Consider the following 22179-nt stretch of genomic DNA (forward strand, 5'->3'; position numbering starts at 1 on the left):
GGTTCAATCCCTCAAGGTTGCCTGGAATCGCTCTTTTAATGCCGCAACGCATTTGCCAACGGTCGCGGCAATCTCCTCTTCTTCGAGTGTCCGGCTGGTATCCTGCAAAATCAGGCTGATTGCGAGGCTCTTGTAGCCCTCAGAAACGCCCTTACCGCGGTACACGTCAAACAAGTTTACGCCAACTACCTGATTTACGCCAACTTTCTTACACTCCGCAATGATATCTGCTGCAGGGACGTTTTCAGCCACGACAACGGCAATATCACGGCGGTTCGCCGGGAAGCGAGAAATCTCGCGCGCGTCAGGCAGGACGCGGTCTGCGACCTTATTCCAAAGCAGTTCAAAGACTAAGGTGCGGCCATTGAGATCAAGCTTACGTTCCAGCTCAGGATGTACAACGCCGATAAATCCGATATGTTCATCACGCAAATAAATCGCCGCACTCTGTCCCGGATGCAACGCCGGATTCGCCTCAGCCCGGAAGCTAATCTCATCCAGTTTGCCAGTTAAATCGAGCAGCGACTCTAAATCGCCTTTCAAATCATAGAAGTCAACTGTCTGACGCGCCAGATCCCAGTGCTCTTCAACGCGGTTGCCGCTGATGACACCAGCCAGCATAAGATCCTGACGGATGCCTAAATCCGCCTGCGTATCGGGTACAAAGCGTAAGCCGCTCTCGAACAGACGTACACGGCTTTGCTGACGGTTCTGGTTGTAGACCACCGCACTGAGCAAACCGGTCCAGAGTGACAGACGCATAGTCGACATATCACTGGAGATCGGGCTTGGCAGTAACAACGCCTCTTCACCCGGATGCAGCAGCTGCTGGATTTTCGGATCGACGAAACTATACGTAATCGCTTCCTGATAACCTTTATCCACCAGCAGGTTTTTCGCGCGTTTCAGCGACAGATTCGCTTCACGGTGACGGGTCATGACCAGACCGGCCTGAACAGGTACATCAGGAATATTGTTGTAGCCATAAATACGGGCCACTTCTTCGACAAGGTCTTCTTCAATGGCCATATCGAAGCGCCAGCTCGGCGCGACGGCCTGCCACTGCCCTTCACCTGCCGTCACGTCACAGCCGAGACGCGTCAGAATGTCTGTAACCTGCTCATCCGCAATCACGTGACCAATCAGACGGTCCAGCTTTTCGCGACGCAGCGTGATCGTGGCGGGTACAGGCAGCGCGGACTGATGAGTCTGATCGATAACCGGGCCCGCTTCACCGCCGCAGACAGACAGCAGCAGCTGAGTAGCACGCTCCAGCGCAACGTGTTGCAGTGCCGGGTCAACGCCACGCTCATAGCGATGAGACGCGTCGGTATGCAGACCGTGACGACGGGCGCGGCCGGTGATAGAGAGCGGATCGAAGTACGCACACTCAAACAGGATGTTCTGCGTCTCGCCGTTCACACCTGAATGTTCACCACCAAAGATACCGGCCATCGCCAGCGCTTTCTGATGATCGGCGATCACTAAGGTATCACTCTGCAGGGTGGCTTCAGTGCCATCCAGCAGCGTCAGCTTTTCGCCCTCTTCCGCCATGCGCACCACGATACCGCCATCAATACGGTCAAGGTCGAAGGCATGCATTGGCTGACCCAGCTCCAGCAGGACATAGTTGGTGATATCGACGACCGGATCGATAGAGCGAATACCGCAGCGACGCAGCTTCTCTTTCATCCACAGTGGCGTCGCCGCCTTAACGTTAATCCCTTTCACGACACGGCCCAGATAGCGCGGACAGGCTTCTGGCGCGTCAACCTTAATCGGGAACGTGTCGTTAAGCGTCGCCGCGACCGGCTGCATCTCCGGCACGTTCAGGGTCAGGCCGTTGAGCACGGCAACATCACGGGCGATACCCATCAGACCCAGACAGTCGGCGCGGTTAGGCGTGACGCTGATTTCAATGGTGTTGTCATCCAGCTGCAGATAAGCGCGAATATCGGTGCCAACGGGCGCGTCAGAAGGCAGTTCGATGATGCCGTTGTGATCGTCGGTAATACCCAGCTCGGAGAACGAGCAGAGCATCCCTTCAGAAGGCTCGCCACGCAGTTTGGCCGCTTTGATTTTGAAATCACCTGGCAGCACAGCACCGACGGTCGCGACGGCGACTTTCAGTCCCTGACGGCAGTTCGGCGCGCCACAGACGATATCCAGCAGGCGATCACCACCAACGTTGATTCTGGTGACACGCAGCTTGTCGGCATTCGGGTGCTGACCGCACTCCACGACGTCACCGACCACAACGCCGTGGAACGCACCGGCGACGGCATCAACGCCATCCACTTCCAGACCGGCCATGGTGATTTGTTCAGACAGCGCAGCGCTGTCCAGGGCTGGATTTACCCATTCGCGTAACCAGAGTTCACTGAATTTCATTGGATATCCTGCCCTTACTTAAATTGTTTGAGGAAACGTAAATCATTTTCGAAGAAAGCACGCAGGTCGGTCACGCCATAGCGCAACATGGTCAGACGCTCCATGCCCATACCAAAGGCGAAACCGGAATAAACTTCCGGATCGATGCCGACGTTGCGCAGCACGTTAGGGTGCACCATGCCGCAACCCAGCACTTCCAGCCACTTACCGTTTTTACCCATGACATCCACTTCTGCGGATGGCTCAGTAAACGGGAAATAAGAAGGACGGAAACGAATCTGCAAATCTTCTTCGAAGAAGTTGTTCAGGAAATCGTGCAGCGTGCCTTTCAGGTTGGTAAAGCTGATGTTTTTATCCACGATCAGCCCTTCCATCTGATGAAACATCGGCGTGTGCGTCTGGTCGTAATCATTTCGGTAGACGCGGCCTGGCGCAATAATGCGGATAGGCGGCTGCTGAGCCTGCATGGTGCGGATCTGCACGCCAGAGGTCTGCGTACGCAGCAGACGCGTGGCGTCGAACCAGAAGGTGTCGTGATCGGCACGTGCCGGGTGGTGCGCAGGAATGTTCAGCGCATCGAAGTTATGATAATCATCTTCAATTTCCGGCCCTGTTACCACGCCAAAGCCTAACTCGCCAAAGAAGGTCTCAATGCGATCCATGGTGCGGGTGACCGGATGCAGACCGCCATTCTCAATACGACGACCCGGTAAAGAGACATCAATGGTCTCTTCAGCCAGACGGGCATTCAGCACCGCGGCTTCCAGTGCATCTTTACGGGCATTCAGTCGATCGGTGACCTGCTGCTTCGCTTCATTGATTACCGCACCCGCTGCAGGGCGCTCTTCTGCTGGCAGCTCGCGTAACGTCGTCATCTGCAGTGTCAGATGTCCTTTCTTACCCAGGTATTCGACGCGCACCGCGTCAAGGGCGGCGATATCCGTCGCCCCGTCGATGGCCGCCGTGGCGCTGGCCACCAGTTCTGCGAGTTGGGACATAGTTTCCTCTTTTTCCAGTCAGGCTGGTCAGTTCTCGTTGGGACCTGCCGGTCCAATATGCTAGCGCCAGAAACAAAAAAGCCTCCACGAGGGAGGCTTTTAGCGCGATTTTTCGTTTCTTCTCTTATGCGCAAAAGCCCCCAAATGTCAGGCGCTAAAGTAAAAAAAGAAACGGAAAATAGCAGCATTCATGCTTGCGGTTACCTTGTCATGCGATACAGGGGGTCTATTGAAAAGCTCAGCGACGGAAATGTCAATCTTTTGCGTAAGTTACGGGCAATAAAAAAGGGAGCAAGCTCCCTTTTCCATCTGACTTACGCCAGGGCTGATTTCGCTTTTTCGACCAGTGCAGAGAATGTCACTTTGTCGAATACTGCGATGTCGGCCAGGATCTTACGGTCGATCTCAATAGCTGCTTTTTTCAGACCATTGATGAAACGGCTGTAAGACATGCCGTTCTGACGCGCCGCTGCGTTGATACGCGCGATCCACAGCTGACGGAACTGACGCTTACGCTGACGACGGTCACGGTAAGCATACTGACCAGCTTTGATAACAGCCTGGAAAGCAACACGGTAAACACGTGAACGTGCACCGTAATAGCCTTTAGCTTGTTTTAAGATTTTTTTGTGACGTGCGCGAGCAACTACACCACGTTTTACACGAGCCATTTAGCTCTCCTGTTTAATATTCTGAATGAATGAAAAAAATTTACTTATGCGTACGGCAGGCAGGCAATAACCAGACCCAGATCGCCTTTTGACACCATGCCTTTAGGGCGCAGGTGACGTTTACGCTTAGTAGATTTTTTAGTCAGAATATGACGCAGGTTGGCGTGTTTACGCTTGAAGCCGCCAGAAGCGGTCTTCTTGAAGCGCTTAGCCGCGCCACGTACAGTTTTAATCTTTGGCATTTTAAAAATATCCACTTCGCATTGTTAATAACATGACCCAGACAGGCGAACAGATAACCGCAAAGCGCGAGCGCTGCGCGGTCATTGCTACTTGAAAGCCTACTGTTTCTTCTTAGGAGCGAGCACCATGATCATCTGGCGGCCTTCGATCTTCGAAGGGAAGGATTCGACAATGGCCAAATCCAGATCTTCACACAGGTCTTTACGGACGCGGTTAAGCACTTCCATACCGATCTGCTGGTGCGCCATCTCACGACCGCGGAAGCGGAGCGTGATTTTGGCTTTATCGCCATCTTCCAGAAAGCGAATCAGGTTGCGTAGTTTGACCTGATAGTCGCCATCATCGGTTCCAGGACGGAATTTGATTTCCTTAACCTGAATAACTTTTTGCTTCTTCTTCTGTTCCTTAGAAGATTTGCTTTTTTCATAGAGGAACTTGCCGTAATCCATAATACGGCAGACCGGCGGTTCGGCATTCGGGCTGATTTCGACTAAGTCGCCGCCCGCTTCCTCGGCTTTTTCCAGAGCCTCGCGTAATGTGACAATGCCAATCGGCTCGCCATCCATGCCCGTTAAGCGCACTTCAGTTGCGCGGATTTCACTGTTAATTTTGTTCGGACGCGTCGGTAGTACTCGTTTTCCGCCTTTAATACTTTATTCCTCCAATTGGTGAAGATTTCGGCTGCGAACCTCTTGTTGCAACTTCTCAACAAACAGATCGACATCCATCGACCCCAGGTCTTTACCACGGCGGGTGCGAACGGCAACTTTGCCAGATTCCACCTCTTTATCACCGCAGACCAACATATAAGGGACGCGACGTAATGTGTGCTCGCGGATTTTAAAGCCTATCTTCTCATTTCTCAAGTCTGCCTTCACACGAATGCCAGCATTCTGCAGCTTACGCGTCAAAGACTCAACATATTCCGCTTGTCCGTCAGTAATATTCATTACCACAACTTGCAGCGGTGCCAGCCAGGTTGGGAAGAAACCGGCGAATTCTTCGGTAAGAATACCGATGAAGCGCTCCATCGATCCCAGAATCGCACGGTGAATCATCACTGGCGTCTGACGGTCGTTGTTTTCACCCACGTAGGTTGCTTCAAGGCGTTTTGGCAGGGAGAAGTCTAGCTGAACTGTTCCGCACTGCCAGGCGCGATCAAGACAATCGTACAACGTGAACTCAATTTTAGGGCCGTAGAACGCACCTTCACCTGGCTGAAACTCAAACTCAATGTTGTTTTCGTTCAGCGCAGCAGCCAGGTCTTCCTCGGCGCGATCCCACATCTCATCTGTACCGATACGCTTCTCAGGACGGGTGGATAACTTCACCACAATCTTTTCAAAGCCGAAGGTGCTGTACATGTCATAGACCATGCGGATACAGCTGTTCACTTCGTCACGCACCTGCTCTTCTGTACAGAAGACGTGTGCATCATCCTGGGTAAAGCCGCGAACGCGCATCAGACCGTGCAGCGCACCTGATGGCTCATTACGGTGACAGCTACCAAACTCTGCCATACGCAGCGGCAGGTCACGGTAGGATTTCAGACCCTGATTAAAGATCTGAACGTGTCCGGGACAGTTCATCGGTTTGATGCAGTATTCACGGTTCTCAGATGAGGTGGTGAACATTGCTTCTTTATAGTTTTCCCAGTGCCCGGTTTTTTCCCACAGGACGCGGTCCATCATGAACGGACCTTTCACTTCCTGGTACTGGTACTCTTTTAATTTGCTGCGGACAAACACTTCCAGCTCGCGGAAGATGGTCCAGCCGTCATTATGCCAGAAGACCATACCAGGTGCCTCTTCCTGCATATGGTAGAGGTCCAGCTGCTTACCAATCTTACGATGGTCACGCTTCGCCGCCTCTTCCAGACGCTGCAGATAGGCTGCCAGTTGCTTTTTGTCAGCCCATGCGGTGCCATAAATACGCTGCAGCATTTTGTTGCTGCTGTCGCCGCGCCAGTAGGCACCGGAGATCTTCTGCAGTTTAAAATGATGGCAGAACCGCATGTTCGGCACGTGCGGACCGCGGCACATGTCGACATATTCTTCGTGATGATACAGGCCAGGCTTATCGTCATGACTGATGTTTTCATCAAGAATGGTGGTCTTGTAGATTTCGCCGCGCGCCGCAAAGACGTCGCGTGCTTCCTGCCAGCTGACCTTTTTCTTCACCACATCGTAATTGGTTTCAGCCAACTGATGCATGCGTTTTTCCAGCAGGTCGATATCTTCCTGGGTCAGGGTACGATCGATGTCGACATCATAATAGAAGCCGTTATCAATGACCGGGCCGATTGCCATTTTGGTATCCGGCCACAGCTGTTTAATCGCGTGCCCCAGGAGGTGTGCACAGGAGTGACGGATAATTTCCAGACCCGCTTCATCTTTTGCGGTAATGATCGCGACGGCGGCATCGTCAGTAATGGGATCAACAGCATCAACCAGTTCACCGTTAACGCGGCCAGCGATACAGGCTTTCGCCAGACCTGGACCGATGTCCAGCGCAATATCCATGACACTGACAGGGCGGTCAAATACGCGCTGGCTGCCATCAGGAAGCGTAATTACAGGCATTTCATGTCCTTATTTGCAGTGGTAAGCCACACGAAAGCTTACATGCAACGTAATGTAAAATGAGTGACCTGGCGTGATATCAGACCCACATTGTCGGAATGTCGCCAGGATCGCAGTGCGGAGCAGATGATAGCAGTTTTCGCCGACGAGAAAAACCATCCCCTTTTCGCTAAGCCATGGAGCGAACAAAAAAAAGCGGCCTGAAACACAGTGTCAGACCGCCGGGCATGCCGCAGGTAAAAATGCGCTTACATGGCGTAAGAGAGCATGATTGAGGTTTTGGTATCGGTGCGATCTGGCGCAGACTCAGCCGGATTGTTGTTCCAGGTGACGTTATAAGCCAGCTTCAGCGCGAAGTGGCTATTAATAGCGACCTGCAGGCCGGTTTCGGAGTTCACTGTGGTGTCTTCACCAAAGCTGCTCAGCACAGATACGCCCTGAATAAATTTGGTGGTATCGGTCAGCTGCCACTGATAGCTCACAGCGCCATAGCCCAGCGCCTTGGTCTGATGACCGCCAGCGTGGTAGTCGTCATAACGTACACCCGGACCAAATTCCGCACGCAGCGAGTGCACCGGACCGTTCAGGATCTGACGACCGTAACCGGCAGTCAGCACGTCACGTGAATCGTAACCATTGAAACGATCGCTTAACCAGCTCGCCTGGCCAAACAGGTAGTCATAGGAGTTGAGGTTATAGCGTGAACGACCACCGATGTTGTACGTCTCTGAAGAGCGCTCATCATTAGACGAGGTATTTGCTGCATTACCCCACAAGCTGTAGGCCATAGATGACTGATACCAGGTCATATTAGTCTGAGCAGTCAGCGATGAACTGGTGGTGTTACCGGTTTGCGCCAGGTATCCCGCAGAAGCAGAACCTTCAAATGGCTTTTTAGCCGTGGAAGGGTCATCCATTGAGGTGAATACCGCGTTATCGGCCAGTGCCTGGTGACAAAACGCTCCGGCGGAGAGTAAAAGAACAGCAGACAGCTTGTTATAGGCTTTCATTAAATGTGATCCGTGCGACTGTTTAAAAAAAGGAGAGTCTGAAGCGTTTTGCCTGGCATTCAATGCAATTTACGGTAAGTTTTGTAAAAAATTATTAACTTACACAAAATGCCTGGAATCACCCTGACAACCCATGTTAATTGGGACTCATCTTATTAACGTCGCGCATTATAGTGCTGCCCGGATGAAAAGCCAGACGTAACAGCAGAAAGATTTTTACGTCACGGGCAGGGCTCCTGACACTGATTTACGCTATGTGTCACGACAGACACTCAGCATCTCTTTCATAATTCGCCTGAATTTTCACCATAGTCTACGCTCAGTTCAGTTTCTCTTTCCCGGAGGTGCCTTATGAGCAACACTGCCCTGACCCGCTATGTCGTGACCTTTCATTATCAGGAGTCGGGATTAAGTGACATCCTGGAGCTGACCAGTGCGATGACCGCCGCGGGTTTCACCACCACGCTGGCCGATGAAAATGGCCATACCCATGAGCTGGGCACGAACAGTTATGGCATTGTCAGTACGCTGGACGCTGAAAATCTGCGGCAGCAGGTTGCGGCTGCCGGTGAAAACGCCCTGGGTCAGAAACCGGATGTGACTGTCATGACCTTTGAAGAGTATCTGCGGGACACTGCCGGTCATCGCCCCGCCACCTCAGCGCCAGAATAAAAGGTGCAATCACGCTGGTTTTGGTGAGCATTCAGGCATCAGCATCGGACTTACGCAGCGAACAACGAGGATAGCCCTATGTGGTCAGCCATCAGTCGTCTGTTAAGCGAGCAGTTAGGCAACGCCGAAATCACTCAACGTCACGCCCTTGCAGGGGGTGATATCCATCCCACCTGGCATATTCGCTACGGTGATCACGATGTCTTCGTCAAAAGTAACAGCCGCGAGATGCTGTCGCTTTTTACCTGGGAAGCGGACCAGCTCGCCTTGCTGGCGCGCACCGGCACGGTTCGGGTGCCAGAAGTGTATGGTGTGGGTCATCATCGCGAGGAGAGCTTTCTGTTGCTGGAATACATCAGGCCACAGCCGCTTGATGAGCAGAGTGCATATCAGCTGGGTCAGCAGCTGGCGCACCTGCACCAGTGGAGCGAACAGACGCAGTTCGGCCTCGATTTCGACAACAACATCACCACCACGCCCCAGCCCAATAGCTGGCTGCGACGCTGGTCGGTCTTTTTTGCCGAACAGCGCATTGGCTGGCAGCTGCAGCTGGCGGCCGAAAAGGGAATTCAGTACGGGGATACCGAGCTGATTATCGCCTCCGTGCAGCGGGTGCTTGCGTCACATCATCCGCAGCCGTCGCTGCTGCATGGCGATCTCTGGCCCGCTAACTGCGCCAGCAGTGACAATGGCCCCTGGCTGTTCGATCCCGCCTGCTACTGGGGCGACCGTGAGTGCGATTTAGCCATGCTGAGCTGGTACCCTGACCTGCCCCGCCAGATTTATGACGGTTATCAGGCTGTGTGGCCCCTGCCGGATGGTTTTTCGCAGCGTCTGCCGGTCTACCAGCTCTACTATCTGCTGAACCGGGCTAACGTGTTTGGCGGGCACTGGCCTGGCGATGCGCAGTTCGCTATTGGCCAGTTGCTGGATGAGGATGCGCTCGGCACCCGTCAGGCCAGACCGGCCTGACGGGGCTCACGGTCAGATAAAGCCCAGCAGCGACAGCGCAAAATATCCGGCTATCGCTATCACCACTGGCAGGACATAAAGCGGGAAGATCTGCAGGAGGATGGTGTGACGAGGAACGCGCACCTTCTCTTCCAGTTGCTGACGGCTGCGTCCTTCACTTCCCTTTGCCTGCTCCAGAATCATCTGATCTTCAATGCCCTCTTTGACGTGACGTGCCTGCCGTCCCATCCGCGCGCCTGATGATTCCAGCGCCAGCCCGACAAAAATCAGAATGTAGATCAGCCAGAAACCCAGGTTCATCTGACCATTAAATTCCGGTACCGGCGAGTTATGCCAGAAAACGTTCAGGAATGGCGTGTTGAAGCGCAGCATATCGACAATGACATGGACGAAATCAAGCATGACGGCGTCAATGCCCGGCTGCTTCTCGCTGTGCTTAAACATAAAGCTCAATAACGAAATAATGGTCGACAGCAGTGCCACTAAAAAGAGCACCCAGCCCACCACGCGCTTAAGGATGGCGACACGGCCAGCCTGTTGATAGGTCATAATATCTCCTGAACCTGGAATCCAATTTGCCGTCAGTCTACCTGCCAACGAAGAAATTTCCCAAATAAAGCGTGGTCAATCGGATGAAGCATGCCTCAGCAGAGAATGATGTTATGGTTAAACCGACTTTATTGATAAGGAGACCGCTGATGACCTGGCACCGCCCTGTCCTTGCTGCCCTGTTTGATATGGATGGCTTACTGATCGATTCGGAACCGCTGTGGGATCAGGCTGAACTGGATATCTTTTCAACGCTGGACGTCGACCTGTCACGACGCCGTGAAATGCCCGATACCCTTGGCCTGCGTATCGACCAGACTGTGCGGATGTGGTACGAAACGCTGCCCTGGCAGGGCCCCTCTCAGCAGGAGGTTACTGACCGTATTATTGCGCGCGCCATGACGCTGGTGGATCAGACGCGGCCGCTTCTGCCTGGCGTGGAAACGGCGCTGCAGCTCTGCCAGCAGCAGGGAATGAAAATCGGCCTGGCCTCTGCATCGCCGCTCAGGATGCTGGAACAGGTGCTGGAGATCTTCAACCTGCGCCACTATTTCGATGTGCTGGCTTCAGCAGAATCACTGCCCTACAGCAAGCCCCATCCGCAGGTCTACCTTAACGCCGCCGCCAGCCTGTCGATTGATCCACTCAACTGCGTCGCGCTGGAAGACTCATTTAATGGCATGATCGCGACCAAAGCGGCCCGCATGCGGTCGATTGTGGTGCCCGCCGCTGAGCATCGCGACGACCCGCGTTGGGCGCTGGCGGATGTCCGGCTGGACAATCTGACCCAGCTTAGCCTGCAGCATCTGCAGGGATGATAAACAGCCCGCACATAGCGGGCTTTTTTTTGCCCGCTGCGTCTGCCGATTGATCTATTCTGCATAAAAATAAAACATCGTTTCATTTTTATTGAATTCCCATCCCGCTCTGCCTAAGATGCCCGAAGCGTCCCCATTCGGGGCATGAATAACCTGACCTGCAGAGAGGCCTGAGATGGACGTTCGCCAAAGCATTCACAGCGATCACGCTAAACAGCTCGACACTGACGCGCTGCGCCGCGACTTTCTGATTGAGACGATTTTTTCCGCTGACAATTACACCCTGACCTACAGCCACACCGACCGCATCATCATTGGCGGCGTGATGCCGGTTACTAAGCCAGTCACTATCGGTAATGAGATGGGAAAGCAGCTGGGCGTCAGTTACTTTCTTGAACGCCGTGAGCTGGGCATGATCAACATTGGCGGCCCGGGCCTGGTTGAGGTCGACGGTAAAGCCTGGGAGATCGGTCATGAAGAGGCGCTTTATACTGGCAAAGGTGCGCGCAACCTGCTGTTCCGCAGCCTGAACCCGGCCCAGCCCGCTAAATTCTATTACAACAGCGCACCCGCACACTGCACCTTCCCGGATAAGAAGATCACGTTACAGGAAACCGCAACCGCCACGCTGGGTGATGCTGCTACTGCCAATCGTCGCACCATTAACAAATTTATCGTGCCGGATGTGCTGCCCACCTGCCAGCTCACCATGGGCTTAACCCGACTGGATGAAGGCAGCCTGTGGAACACCATGCCCTGTCACACCCATGAACGGCGCATGGAAGTCTATTTCTACTTCGATATGAGCGAAGAGAGCGCGGTCTTCCACATGATGGGAGAACCCCGGCAAACCCGCCATCTGCTGGTACATAACGAGCAGGCGGTCATCTCACCCAGCTGGTCAATCCATGCCGGCGTCGGCACCCAGCGTTACACCTTTATCTGGGGCATGGTGGGTGAGAATCAGGTCTTTGATGACATGGACCACGTCAAAATCAGCGAACTGCGTTAAGCAGAGGAGAAGCATAAATGGTACTGAATACGTTTGATTTAAAAGGCAAAGTGGCAATGGTGACCGGTTGTAATACCGGTCTGGGTCAGGGTATGGCTCTGGGGCTGGCTCAGGCTGGCTGCGACATTGTCGGCGTTAACCGTTTCGAACCTGACGAAACGCAGCGTAAAGTTGAAGCATTAGGCCGCCGTTTCTGGTCGATATCGGCTGACCTGATGAAATCTGAAGTTGCGTCGCAGGTTGTTGAGCAGGCGGTCGCAGCCGCGGGCAGAATTGATATTCTTGTCAACAACGCCGGGATTATCCGTCGTGAAGATGCACTGAACTTCAGCGAGCAGGACTGGGATGATGTGATGAACATCAACAGTAAAACGGTCTTTTTCCTGTCACAGCAGGTAGCACGGCAGTTTATTGCTCAGGGTAACGGCGGCAAGATTATCAATATCGCCTCTATGCTGTCGTTCCAGGGTGGCATCCGCGTGCCTTCATATACAGCGTCAAAAAGCGCAGTCATGGGTTTAACCCGACTGATGGCGAACGAGTGGGCGCAGCATGGCGTTAATGTTAATGCAATTGCCCCAGGCTATATGGCTACCAATAACACCGAACAGCTGCGTAAAGACCAGGCCCGAAGCGATGAGATCCTGGGGCGTATCCCGGCAGGACGCTGGGGCGTGCCGGAAGACATGATGGGCCCGGTGGTTTTCCTGGCCTCTTCCGCGTCTGACTACGTCAATGGCTATACGCTGGCGGTAGATGGCGGCTGGCTGGCTCGTTAATCCTTCTGGCAGCAGGGGCGGAGAGTGTTTCAACGCTGTTCGCCTTGTTAAAAATATTCATGCTTCGTTACAGCGTCACATGTTCTCATTTACTGGATAAATCCCTATACTGGATGCATCGACAGCTTTCTTTGCAACCAGGTTCTATCATGACGGGCGAAGGCCACATCATTTTTGCCATTGCCAGCGCTATTTTTGCCAAACGTGCTGAGCTGACACCCGTACTGGCGCAGGCCGACTGGTGGCATCTCGTTCCATCAGCCCTGCTGACATGCCTTCTGCCCGATATCGATCACCCTAAATCTCTGCTGGGACAACGATTATGCTGGCTTTCTCATCCTATTGCGCGCGCGTTCGGCCATCGGGGCTTTACCCATAGTCTGCTGGCAGTGGCGGCCGGTTTATGGCTTTTTCAGTTAAACCTGCCCCAGTCGTCGCCGATACCGGCAGACGTACTGCAGGGTCTGACGCTAGGCTACCTCAGTCATATTGTGGCCGATATGCTGACGCCCGCCGGTGTTCCGCTGCTGTGGCCATGCCGCTGGCGCTTCCGTCTGCCGATTCTGCGCAGTCAGAAAGGAAATCAGCTTGAGCGGGCATTGTGTCTGGGACTGGTAGGCTATGCGCTGTGGTTCCCGGTCGGCATGCCATCTTTTGGTGCAAACGGCTGGCCGGCTCAACTGTTTGATACGCTACAAAATGGCGTAGGACGGTTAATTTCCAGTCATACTGCGCAATAAAGCCGCACAAAACGCCATTAAGTTATAAACCATGCCATTTGGATATAAGGCACCCTCTCCGCCTGCTGTTACCATTCCCGCTGCCTTAATTCGTGATTAACATTATGCGGCTTTCCCGGGTGGGAAAGCCGCATTACTCCGGAGTTTCAGTATGGACCTTCCTCTTACGCTCAATATCGTGGCCTTTGTGGTGCTGCTGGTATTGCTCTCTCGCTTCAGCCGTCAGAACTGGAGCCTGTCGAAAAAAGTGCTGACCGGTCTGGTGATCGGCGTGCTGTTCGGCTTGGTTTTGCAGTTGATCTACGGCGAAAACAGCGCAGTGGTAAAAGAGTCTATCAGCTGGTTTAACATCGTCGGTAATGGCTATGTCCAGTTGCTGCAGATGGTGGTGATGCCGCTGGTATTCGTTTCTATTCTGAGTGCGGTAGCCCGTCTGCATAACGCCTCTTCGCTGGGGAAAATCAGTATATTGACCATTGGCGTACTGCTGTTTACCACCGCGATTTCCGCGCTGGTCGGCGTCTTCGTGACCGGCCTGTTTGGTCTGAGCGCGGAAGGTCTGGTACAGGGTGTGCAGGAAACCGCGCGTCTGAGTGCGATCCAGAGCAACTATGTTGGCAAGGTCTCTGACCTGAGCGTGCCACAGCTGGTGCTCTCCTTTATCCCGAAAAACCCGTTTGCCGATCTGACCGGCGCTAATCCAACTTCAATTATCAGCGTCGTCATCTTTGCCGCCTTCCTGGGTGTGGCTGCCCTGCAGTTGCTGAAAGATGATGAAGTGAAAGGTCAGCGCGTGCTGGTCGCAATCGACACGCTGCAGTCGTGGGTTATGAAACTGGTGCGTTTAGTGATGAAACTGACGCCATATGGTGTGCTGGCGCTGATGACCAAAGTGGTTGCCGGTTCAAACCTGCAGGACATCATCAAGCTGGGCAGCTTTGTGGTCGCCTCTTACCTCGGTCTGGCCATCATGTTCGGTGTTCATGCCCTGCTGCTGTCGGTGAATGGCATCAACCCGCTGCGCTTCTTCCGTAAAGTGTGGCCGGTTATCACCTTCGCCTTCACCAGCCGCTCCAGCGCAGCGAGCATTCCGCTGAGCGTAGAGACGCAGACCCGTCGTCTTGGCGTGCCGGAGTCGATTGCCAGCTTCGCGGCATCCTTTGGTGCCACTATTGGTCAGAACGGCTGTGCCGGTCTCTATCCGACCATGCTGGCCGTGATGGTTGCGCCAACCGTCGGGATCAATCCGTTTGACCCGCTGTGGATTGCAACCCTGGTCGGGATCGTCACGCTAAGCTCTGCAGGTGTGGCGGGTGTCGGCGGCGGTGCCACCTTTGCCGCCCTGATTGTTCTGCCTGCGATGGGCCTGCCTGTTACCCTGGTGGCGCTGCTGATCTCCATTGAGCCGCTGATTGATATGGGTCGTACAGCACTGAACGTCAACGGTTCCATGACCGCCGGTTCCCTGACCAGCCGCTGGTTAAGTCTGACCGATAAGCGCGTACTGGAAAGTGACAACAACCCCGAGCTGGTGCACCGTTAATCTGCTGTAAACCTGGCGCGCCCGCGCCAGGTTATTTCCGCCCTTCCTCTCCATAATCCGCCCCATTGATGGCGACGCCGTTAAGAAAGCGTTAAGCATGGTAAACAGGCGAAAAATTGCCGCTTTAGTGCTTGTCTTTACCCGGTAAAAAGCGAATTCTGCATCCAGTCTTATGAGGAGGACATCCGATGAAAAAAATTATTGCCTCGCTTCTGACGCTGGCGCTGTTGACGCCCGCGCTGGCTTTCGCCCACCCTGGCGACTGGGGCCCGGATGGATGGGGCCGACATGGCGGACCCGGTCCCCACTGGGGCGGTCCTGGCCCGGTGCGTTTTCTACCTGAAGCCGCTACCGCGGTGCTGATTGGCGGACTGACCTACTACCTGCTGAATGGCAGTTATTATCAGCGTCATGGCGAAGAGTATGTGGTGGTCGAGCCGCCAGCAGAGTCGCGGGTCAGCAGTGAAATGCGCGTACTCGACTTTAATGGTAAACGTTTCTATGTGCAGGACGGCCACTACTACCAGCGGCAGATAGACGGTGATTATGTTGAGGTGCCGCGTCCGGCGGGATTGTAGTCCGCGCCGCAACGAAAAACGGCCCGTCATGAAGACGGGCCGTTTGCTATTCAGGAGGGCTACATATTACTGCTGAACCTGCGGATCGGTGTCATATTCCGCACAGCTCTGGAAGCCGTAGTTCATGACACGGCCAGTGTCGTTATAGCTCACGAAGTAAGTCTGTGCTTTACCGTCGCGCTGACCCAGTACGTAAGTCTGGCAGGTACCGCGCGCGTGAACCATGGTGATTTCAGTAGACGGCGTACCGGCGATCTGACGAACCTGATCGCGGGTCATACCTTTTTTAACATCCTTAACGACTGGCTTAGTCACGTAGCTTTCAGCACGATCGTAAGTCGTACAACCAGACAGTGCAGCCAGCGTCAGCGCTGCAGCGATACATCCCATCACTTTATTCATCTTGTTGTTCCTCATTGATTGTCCATGTGGGAACAAGCCTGGAACATAAATGCTGATTTATCAAGTTTATGAGCAACAATTTGTGGCATGGCAAATGTCAGGATATCGTAAAGAAGGCTGTTTTGCTGTCAACGCAGACGTATACTTCCCTGCAAAACAGACACCCTGTAGCGATTCGTTTTCAGACTCATCGGCCCTCATCAGTCAGGGCGTTGATCAGTGTGATAGCGGTGTTACGGGTCTCTGAAATTTACTGCCTTGCCCGCTTTCTGTTCACCCCACCGCTGACGACTTCGAGGATAAATGACCCCTGTACACTCTAACCGCCTGGTTTACGCCATTACGCTCGGCCTGCTGGCCGCACTGGGCCCGCTTTGCATCGACCTCTATCTGCCTGCACTGCCACAAATGGCACAGGACCTGCACACTGAAACCGCAACCGCGCAGCTGAGTCTGACCGCCGGTCTGTTGGGTCTGGGCGTTGGCCAGCTGCTGTTTGGCCCGATGAGCGATAAATTTGGTCGCCTGCGCCCGCTGACCCTGTCACTGGTGCTGCTGTTTATCGCCTCGATGGGCTGTGCGCTGGCGCAGGATATTAACCAGCTGCTGCTGGCACGACTGTTTGAAGGGTTAGCGGGTGCGGGCGGCGCCGTGCTGTCACGGGCGATTGCGCGTGACATGTATAGCGGTCATGAACTGACGCGCTTCTTCGCGCTGCTGATGCTGGTCAACGGTCTGGCCCCGATTGGTGCACCGGTACTGGGCGGTGTGCTGATGACGATAGTCAACTGGCGCGGCATCTTTATGGTTCTGGGCGGCATTGCCATTCTGCTGATCCTGCTGGCACGCTGGAAGCTGCATGAAACGCTGCCAGAAGAGCGGCGCAGTAAAGGATCGATTTTCTCCGCTTACGCCGCGCTGGGTCAGGTGATAACCCATCGCCCCTTTATGGGCTTCTGCCTGACGCAGGGCTTTATGATGTCCGGGATGTTCGCCTACATCGGTGCCTCACCGTTTGTGCTGCAGCAGCTCTATGGTCTGTCACCTCAGGCCTTCAGCTTCTGCTTTGCGGCCAACGGATTTGGTCTGATCATTGCCTCGCAGACCAGCGCCCGTCTCTGTCCGCTTTGGGGCGAGTATCGGGTGCTGAAAGGCGGACTGACGCTGGCCTTTGTCGCCTCCAGCCTGCTGCTGCTGTCCGCGCTGTTCCATGCACCGCTGGCACTGCTGCTGGTCGCACTGTTCTTCACCATCGCCAGTAATGGCGTGATCGCCACCACCGCCTCATCACTGGCGATGCAGAGTCAGGGCCACCGCGCGGGCAGCGCCTCTGCAGTGATTGGCGTCACCATGTTCACGCTGGGCGCGATTACCGTGCCGATCACCGGCATCGGCGGCACCTCGGTACTGAGCATGTGTGCCACCATTTTCGGCTGCTTTATGATGGCAATTCTGATGTTCAGCCTGCTGGCAAAAAAACCGCTGCCGCAGGTAAAAACTCACTGATTTCGCAACGTTAAGCCGTAATCAGTTGCCGCTTAAGCTTGTTGTTTTGACGAAGGCACGTTAGCTTTATTAAAACGTTCGCATCGAGCCGACAGGCCACTGACCTGAGGAGAAGTTCATGTCACTGCAGCAGGAAATTATTGAAGCACTGGGTGTGAAACCCGCTATCGACGCCGACCAGGAAGTGCGTGTCAGCGTCGATTTTCTTAAAGCCTACCTGAAACGCCACAGCGGACTGAAAACGCTGGTACTGGGGATCAGCGGCGGTCAGGATTCAACGCTGGCGGGTAAGCTGGCGCAAACGGCGATCAGCGAGTTGCGTCAGGAGAGCGGTGACAACGACTATACCTTCATTGCCGTGCGTCTGCCCTATGGTGTGCAGGCGGATGAGCAGGATTGTCAGGACGCGCTGGCTTTCATCAAGCCTGACCGTTCGCTGGTGGTCAATATTAAAGAGTCAGTGCTGGCCAGTGAGCGCGCGCTAAAAGACGCGGGTATCACGCTTTCCGACTTCGTGCGCGGCAATGAAAAAGCGCGCGAGCGAATGAAAGCGCAATATAGCATCGCCGGCATGACCAAAGGAGTAGTGGTTGGGACCGATCACGCGGCGGAAGCGGTCACCGGATTCTTCACCAAGTATGGCGATGGCGGCACTGACATCAACCCGCTGTTTCGCCTGAACAAGCGTCAGGGCAAACAGCTGCTGAAGCATCTTGGCTGTCCGGAACATCTCTACCTGAAGAAGCCGACTGCCGATCTGGAAGATGATCGTCCCGGCCTGCAGGATGAAGTGGCGCTGGGTGTCACCTACGAGATGATAGATGATTATCTGGAAGGGAAAACCATCAATCCTGATAACGCCCGCATCATCGAAGGCTGGTATCTGAAAACTGAGCACAAACGTCGCCCGCCGATCACGGTATTTGACGATTTCTGGAAGTAATCCCGCGCCTCCTTTGCCCCGGCAAGGGAGGCTTCTCTCACTCACCATGTTGATCGCTGTATGCCTGCCACCGTTTCGCGCGCCACCCTTATCGGGCTTATCGCCATTCTGCTCTGGAGCACCACCGTTGGCCTGCTGCGCAGCGTCAGTGAAGCTTTTGGTGCCACTGGCGGTGCGGCGCTGATCTACAGCACCACCGCCATGTTGCTCTGCCTGACCCGCGGCCTGCCAAAGCCCGGCGCAATGCCTGCAATCTATTTATAGCTGAGCGGCACTCTCTTCGTGGGCTACGAAATCTCTCTGGCGCTGGCTATCGGGCTGGCCAGCGATCGCAGTCAGTCGCTGGAGCTGGGAATGATTAACTATCTCTGGCCCTGCCTCACCATCGTGCTGGCTATTCCATTTAATCAGCAACGCTTCCGCGTCTGGCTCTGGCCCGGACTGCTACTGTCGCTGCTGGGGATCGTCTGGGTGATGAAAGGTAGCGGCAGCAGCTCGCCTGCGCTGCTATGGCAGAACATGCTGCGTAATCCTGTCGCCTATGCACTCGCCTTTATTGTCGCCCTGACCTGGGCGCTCTACAACAACGTTACCCGCCGCTTTGCCCGGGACTCGAACGGCGTTACGCTGTTTTTTATTCTGACCGTGCTGGCGCTGTGGATCAAATATGCCTTCAGCGGTCATTCTGCGCCGATGACATTTGCACTGATACCACTGCTGGAGATGCTGTTTGTCGGCCTCTCTACCGCCATCGCCTACTCCGCCTGGAACCATGGGATTCAGCAGGGCAACCTGACGCTGCTGGCCACTGCCTCGTATTTCACACCCGTGCTGTCGGCCCTGCAGGGGTCGCTATGGCTCGGCCTGACGCCGGCACTGGCCTTCTGGCAGGGGGCCGCGATGATTACCCTGGATTCGCTGATCTGCTGGCTGGCAACACGGCGTCTTTAACCAGACGGCTGGCGATCATTTCACCTGCCTGTTATGCTGTATGGACAACCAGTAAGTGGAGTCCATTTTGGCCAGACGTACTGCCATTCTTCGCCCCGAACCCGACGCGAATACAATTTATCAATATCCTGAACACCTGCGTGAATGGCTGGAAGGCCTGCCGAATCATCCTGGCGTCTATACCTTTCATGGCGAGAGTGAGTCACTCCCGCTCTATATCGGTAAAAGTGTGAATCTGCGTTCACGGGTGATGTCCCATTTTCGCACCCCGGACGAGGCGAAAATGCTGCGTCAGTCGCGGCGTGTTAGCTGGATCCCTACCGCAGGCGATCTCGGCGCACTGCTGCTGGAAGCGCAGATGATAAAAACACAGCAACCGCTGTTTAATAAGCGACTGCGCAAAAACCGGCAGCTCTGTTCGCTGCAGATTACCGATGGCAAACCAAATGTGGTTTACGCAAAAGATCTCGATTTCAGCCAGTCTCCCAACCTGTTTGGCCTCTATCGCAGTCGCTTTGCCGCCCTTGAACGGCTGAAGCAGCTTGCAGATGAGTATCAGCTCTGTCATGGCCTGCTGGGTCTGGAAGCGCTGAGTGCGGGACGAGGCTGCTTCCGTTCGGCACTGCGCCGCTGCGCCGGTGCCTGCTGCGGTAAAGAGCCGGTCAGCGATCATCAGGATCGTCTGCTGGAAGCGCTGGAGAATGTCCGGGTCTTTTGCTGGCCCTGGCAAGGGGCCGTAGGTCTGGTGGAGGAAGGCAAAGAGATGACGCAGATCCACGTCATCGACCACTGGTTCTATCTCGGTTCGGTCAGCAGTATGGATGAAGCCAGAAAACTGCAGCGCCCGGAAGGCGGTTTTGATCACGACGGCTACAAAATTCTCTGCCGCCCGATTCTGTCGGGTGCCTACCCTATTCTGCCGCTATAAAAAAACCGCCGATGCTGCCCACTTATATCAGTGGACAGCGTCGGCGGTCTCAGGCCATTGGCTTAATTAAAGTTATTCAGCCGGTTCTGCTGGCGGTGCCATTTTTCCTTCGTGCGGGCCTTTCTCAGTCAGACGCTTTTCAAAGTTCGCGTTGTACTGTTTTTTCTGCTCCGGCGTCAGCACGTTATAGAGCTTGTTCTGCGTTTGCAGCATCTTCAGCGCATGCTCTTTCGCATTGGCGGACATTTTTTCTGCCTGCGCTTCTGCTTTGCTCTGGTCAAAGCTGTCAGAGGCAATAATGCTGTGGGCTGCGCGACGCTCATCCAGCGATGGACGCTGCATATCTTTGTGGCTCTCTTTCATGATGTCGCGCATCTGCGTTTTCTGCGCGTCGGTCAGGTTCAGACCTTTAAACATCATCTCCGGGCCATGACGCATTGGCGGTTTGTGCATTGCTTTTTCGCTGCCTGCTGGCGGTGGAGTCAGGTTATCGGCAGCAGCATGGACGGCGGTGGCTGCACCAAACGCCAGCGAAGAAGCCAGTAAAAGGGAAGTCAGTTTGCGCATAATCGTGTCCTTATAATTCATGATAATGACGACAGCACTCTGTCGCGTCTTCGGAAACAAGCATACGATGCTGAACGTCAACTACTCAGAGTCTGAGTAAAGCCATGAAAGCATAAAAGATAAAAATCGGGCAATCATGAAGAGAATAAGAAGAAAGGCGTGAGGAATTGAAAACGTTTATGTATTTACAGCGAATTTCGCAGAAATCATGGAGGAGTGTAATGGTTACGACAGGAAAGCGGAAGGCTCTCTCCCGCTTTTCCTGCCGATTTTTTAGCACCGATGAACGGCGCCGGTAACTTCAGGCATCAGACCGGCAACGCCTGGGTCTGTTCGCCCTCTTCTATCAGCATCAGTCCGGCACGTAACCCGGCTGCTACGTTGGGGTTCGGGAACAGCACATATTCCCGTGCCTGCTGCACGTAATAACGAGTGTTGCCATCTTCGGCCAGCAATGTCCCCTGTGGAAAGGCGGTAAAGTTCAGCGTTTCCGGCGACATATGCAGCGTAAAGTGCTCACTCAGCCGGGTGATCTGCTGCGCGACCCGATAATGGCGCGGCTTAACCGTCGTGACCGGCATGGCTTCACCATAAAGTAACGATGCCAGCGCCTGCTGTGCCGCACTGAACTGACTGAGATCGTTCTCGCCAAACGGCAGCGCTTTGCCCAGTTCCAGGGTGCAGCTGGCCGCACCGAAGTGCTCGCAGCTGAAATGAGTAAAGGTGCCGCCCGGCGCACGATGAAATACCAACGCTTCCAGACCGGCTGCGGCCAGCCAGTCAAGAAATCCGGGCGGCCAGGGGCGCTCGTTGTGCGGCATCACGCCGAACTGAGGATGGTAAGAGCCGCGAATCGCCGTGTGCATGTCGAGATGCCAGCGCGTCTCATCGCACTCGCCCAGCTGCCAGAACGTTTCCAGCGTCTGCTCCAGCCGCAGCACGCGGCGGGCCTCATCGCCATCATCAATCTGCTGCCAGCGTCCGCCAAACAGCCGGTTGATGTCATAGCGCACATAGCGCTTGCCAGCCCGCAACGCTGACGGGTTACCCAGAATCACCAGCATGCGCTGCTGCAACGGTTTTTCGCCGCGCAGCAGGGAATTAATCAGCTGGTTCACCATTTCAACCGGGGCGGTTTCATTACCGTGAATCCCGGCGGAAAGCACCAGTGCCTGTTTAACCGGCACCGTTGGCTCCATTAACAGTATGCCGTGATACAACCACTGCCAGCGAAGATGCGCCGTTTCACCACTACGCTTACGCGGTACTTCGCCGGAGAGCGTTTGCTGTAAAAAATCCTGCATCGTTCCTCCTTTTCGCCCTG

The 22179-nt window shown here is 54.5% G+C and carries 23 protein-coding genes, 1 pseudogene and 1 other annotated feature; of the genes and pseudogenes, 12 read left to right on the forward strand and 12 right to left on the reverse strand.

Annotation, left to right across the window (positions count from 1 at the left end):
- Positions 1-3 precede the first annotated feature (3 nt).
- From pheT to QSK07_RS15430, 8 genes are all read right to left on the reverse strand, one after another.
- Positions 4-2391 carry a phenylalanine--tRNA ligase subunit beta gene (pheT, locus tag QSK07_RS15395; RefSeq protein ID WP_285721888.1) on the reverse strand — a complete coding sequence of 796 codons (2388 nt, stop codon included), beginning with the start codon at positions 2389-2391 and terminating at the stop codon, positions 4-6.
- A gap of 14 nt (positions 2392-2405) precedes the next feature.
- Positions 2406-3389 (reverse strand): phenylalanine--tRNA ligase subunit alpha, encoded by a 984-nt coding sequence (gene pheS / locus QSK07_RS15400; protein ID WP_033732472.1) that lies wholly within the window; start codon positions 3387-3389, stop codon positions 2406-2408.
- A gap of 71 nt (positions 3390-3460) precedes the next feature.
- Positions 3461-3586, reverse strand: a sequence feature (Phe leader region).
- On the reverse strand, positions 3537-3581 hold the full coding sequence (gene pheM, locus QSK07_RS15405; RefSeq protein ID WP_106120997.1) for a pheST operon leader peptide PheM: 45 nt from the start codon (positions 3579-3581) through the stop codon (positions 3537-3539). (Overlaps the previous feature by 45 nt.)
- A gap of 117 nt (positions 3587-3703) precedes the next feature.
- Positions 3704-4060, reverse strand: a complete 357-nt coding sequence (rplT, locus tag QSK07_RS15410; protein ID WP_098050756.1) for a 50S ribosomal protein L20 — start codon at positions 4058-4060, stop codon at positions 3704-3706.
- A 44-nt stretch (positions 4061-4104) separates the two neighbouring features.
- The gene (gene rpmI / locus QSK07_RS15415; RefSeq protein WP_004157374.1) at positions 4105-4302 is read right to left on the reverse strand and encodes a 50S ribosomal protein L35; all 198 of its coding nucleotides are present in this window, start codon (positions 4300-4302) and stop codon (positions 4105-4107) included.
- Between the two features lie 99 nt (positions 4303-4401).
- Positions 4402-4953 (reverse strand): translation initiation factor IF-3, encoded by a 552-nt coding sequence (infC, locus tag QSK07_RS15420; RefSeq protein WP_033732471.1) that lies wholly within the window; start codon positions 4951-4953, stop codon positions 4402-4404.
- 3 nt (positions 4954-4956) lie between these two features.
- Positions 4957-6885 (reverse strand): threonine--tRNA ligase, encoded by a 1929-nt coding sequence (gene thrS / locus QSK07_RS15425; RefSeq protein ID WP_098050757.1) that lies wholly within the window; start codon positions 6883-6885, stop codon positions 4957-4959.
- 248 nt (positions 6886-7133) lie between these two features.
- Positions 7134-7895, reverse strand: coding sequence for a DUF481 domain-containing protein (locus QSK07_RS15430; protein WP_013357679.1), 762 nt, complete (start codon positions 7893-7895; stop codon positions 7134-7136).
- A 351-nt stretch (positions 7896-8246) separates the two neighbouring features.
- On the opposite strand from QSK07_RS15430, the gene ghoS reads away from it, so the two are divergent.
- Positions 8247-8567 (forward strand): type V toxin-antitoxin system endoribonuclease antitoxin GhoS, encoded by a 321-nt coding sequence (gene ghoS / locus QSK07_RS15435; protein WP_098050758.1) that lies wholly within the window; start codon positions 8247-8249, stop codon positions 8565-8567.
- 78 nt (positions 8568-8645) lie between these two features.
- On the forward strand, positions 8646-9539 hold the full coding sequence (locus tag QSK07_RS15440) for a fructosamine kinase family protein (RefSeq protein ID WP_013357677.1): 894 nt from the start codon (positions 8646-8648) through the stop codon (positions 9537-9539).
- Between the two features lie 12 nt (positions 9540-9551).
- Here the strand turns inward: QSK07_RS15440 and QSK07_RS15445 are convergent, their stop codons facing one another.
- Positions 9552-10088, reverse strand: coding sequence for a YniB family protein (locus tag QSK07_RS15445; protein ID WP_098050759.1), 537 nt, complete (start codon positions 10086-10088; stop codon positions 9552-9554).
- A gap of 149 nt (positions 10089-10237) precedes the next feature.
- Between QSK07_RS15445 and hxpB the strand changes: the two genes are divergently transcribed.
- From hxpB to QSK07_RS15475, 6 genes are all read left to right on the forward strand, one after another.
- A complete protein-coding gene (gene hxpB, locus QSK07_RS15450; protein ID WP_275219555.1) occupies positions 10238-10906 on the forward strand; it encodes a hexitol phosphatase HxpB in 669 nt (222 codons plus the stop codon).
- A gap of 175 nt (positions 10907-11081) precedes the next feature.
- Positions 11082-11918 carry a 5-dehydro-4-deoxy-D-glucuronate isomerase gene (kduI, locus tag QSK07_RS15455; protein ID WP_285721889.1) on the forward strand — a complete coding sequence of 279 codons (837 nt, stop codon included), beginning with the start codon at positions 11082-11084 and terminating at the stop codon, positions 11916-11918.
- Between the two features lie 17 nt (positions 11919-11935).
- A complete protein-coding gene (gene kduD / locus QSK07_RS15460; protein WP_275219557.1) occupies positions 11936-12697 on the forward strand; it encodes a 2-dehydro-3-deoxy-D-gluconate 5-dehydrogenase KduD in 762 nt (253 codons plus the stop codon).
- Between the two features lie 149 nt (positions 12698-12846).
- Positions 12847-13437, forward strand: a complete 591-nt coding sequence (locus tag QSK07_RS15465; RefSeq protein WP_098050763.1) for a metal-dependent hydrolase — start codon at positions 12847-12849, stop codon at positions 13435-13437.
- 151 nt (positions 13438-13588) lie between these two features.
- A complete protein-coding gene (locus QSK07_RS15470) occupies positions 13589-14980 on the forward strand; it encodes an L-cystine transporter (RefSeq protein WP_285721890.1) in 1392 nt (463 codons plus the stop codon).
- 188 nt (positions 14981-15168) lie between these two features.
- Positions 15169-15558 carry a DUF6515 family protein gene (locus QSK07_RS15475; RefSeq protein ID WP_285721891.1) on the forward strand — a complete coding sequence of 130 codons (390 nt, stop codon included), beginning with the start codon at positions 15169-15171 and terminating at the stop codon, positions 15556-15558.
- Between the two features lie 66 nt (positions 15559-15624).
- Here the strand turns inward: QSK07_RS15475 and osmE are convergent, their stop codons facing one another.
- Positions 15625-15960, reverse strand: a complete 336-nt coding sequence (gene osmE, locus QSK07_RS15480; protein ID WP_010245718.1) for an osmotically-inducible lipoprotein OsmE — start codon at positions 15958-15960, stop codon at positions 15625-15627.
- A gap of 303 nt (positions 15961-16263) precedes the next feature.
- On the opposite strand from osmE, the gene QSK07_RS15485 reads away from it, so the two are divergent.
- The 4 genes and pseudogenes from QSK07_RS15485 (at position 16264) to cho (ending at position 20288) form a co-directional block, all read left to right on the forward strand.
- On the forward strand, positions 16264-17466 hold the full coding sequence (locus QSK07_RS15485; protein ID WP_098050766.1) for a multidrug effflux MFS transporter: 1203 nt from the start codon (positions 16264-16266) through the stop codon (positions 17464-17466).
- Between the two features lie 118 nt (positions 17467-17584).
- Positions 17585-18409 (forward strand): NAD(+) synthase, encoded by an 825-nt coding sequence (nadE, locus tag QSK07_RS15490; RefSeq protein WP_013357668.1) that lies wholly within the window; start codon positions 17585-17587, stop codon positions 18407-18409.
- A gap of 60 nt (positions 18410-18469) precedes the next feature.
- A pseudogene (gene yddG, locus QSK07_RS15495) lies at positions 18470-19360 on the forward strand (aromatic amino acid DMT transporter YddG).
- A gap of 67 nt (positions 19361-19427) precedes the next feature.
- Complete coding sequence (gene cho / locus QSK07_RS15500; protein ID WP_098050768.1) at positions 19428-20288, forward strand: excinuclease Cho; 861 nt, start codon at positions 19428-19430, stop codon at positions 20286-20288.
- Positions 20289-20360: 72 nt separating this feature from the next.
- On the opposite strand, the gene spy is transcribed toward cho, so the two are convergent.
- Positions 20361-20855, reverse strand: a complete 495-nt coding sequence (gene spy / locus QSK07_RS15505) for an ATP-independent periplasmic protein-refolding chaperone Spy (protein WP_098050769.1) — start codon at positions 20853-20855, stop codon at positions 20361-20363.
- 308 nt (positions 20856-21163) lie between these two features.
- Positions 21164-22159: a succinylglutamate desuccinylase gene (gene astE, locus QSK07_RS15510; protein ID WP_285721892.1), complete on the reverse strand. Its 996-nt coding sequence runs from the start codon at positions 22157-22159 to the stop codon at positions 21164-21166.
- Between the last annotated feature and the right edge of the window lie 20 nt (positions 22160-22179).

The organism is Pantoea sp. QMID4, from assembly GCF_030270445.1.
Classification (GTDB): Bacteria; Pseudomonadota; Gammaproteobacteria; order Enterobacterales; family Enterobacteriaceae; genus Pantoea; species Pantoea vagans.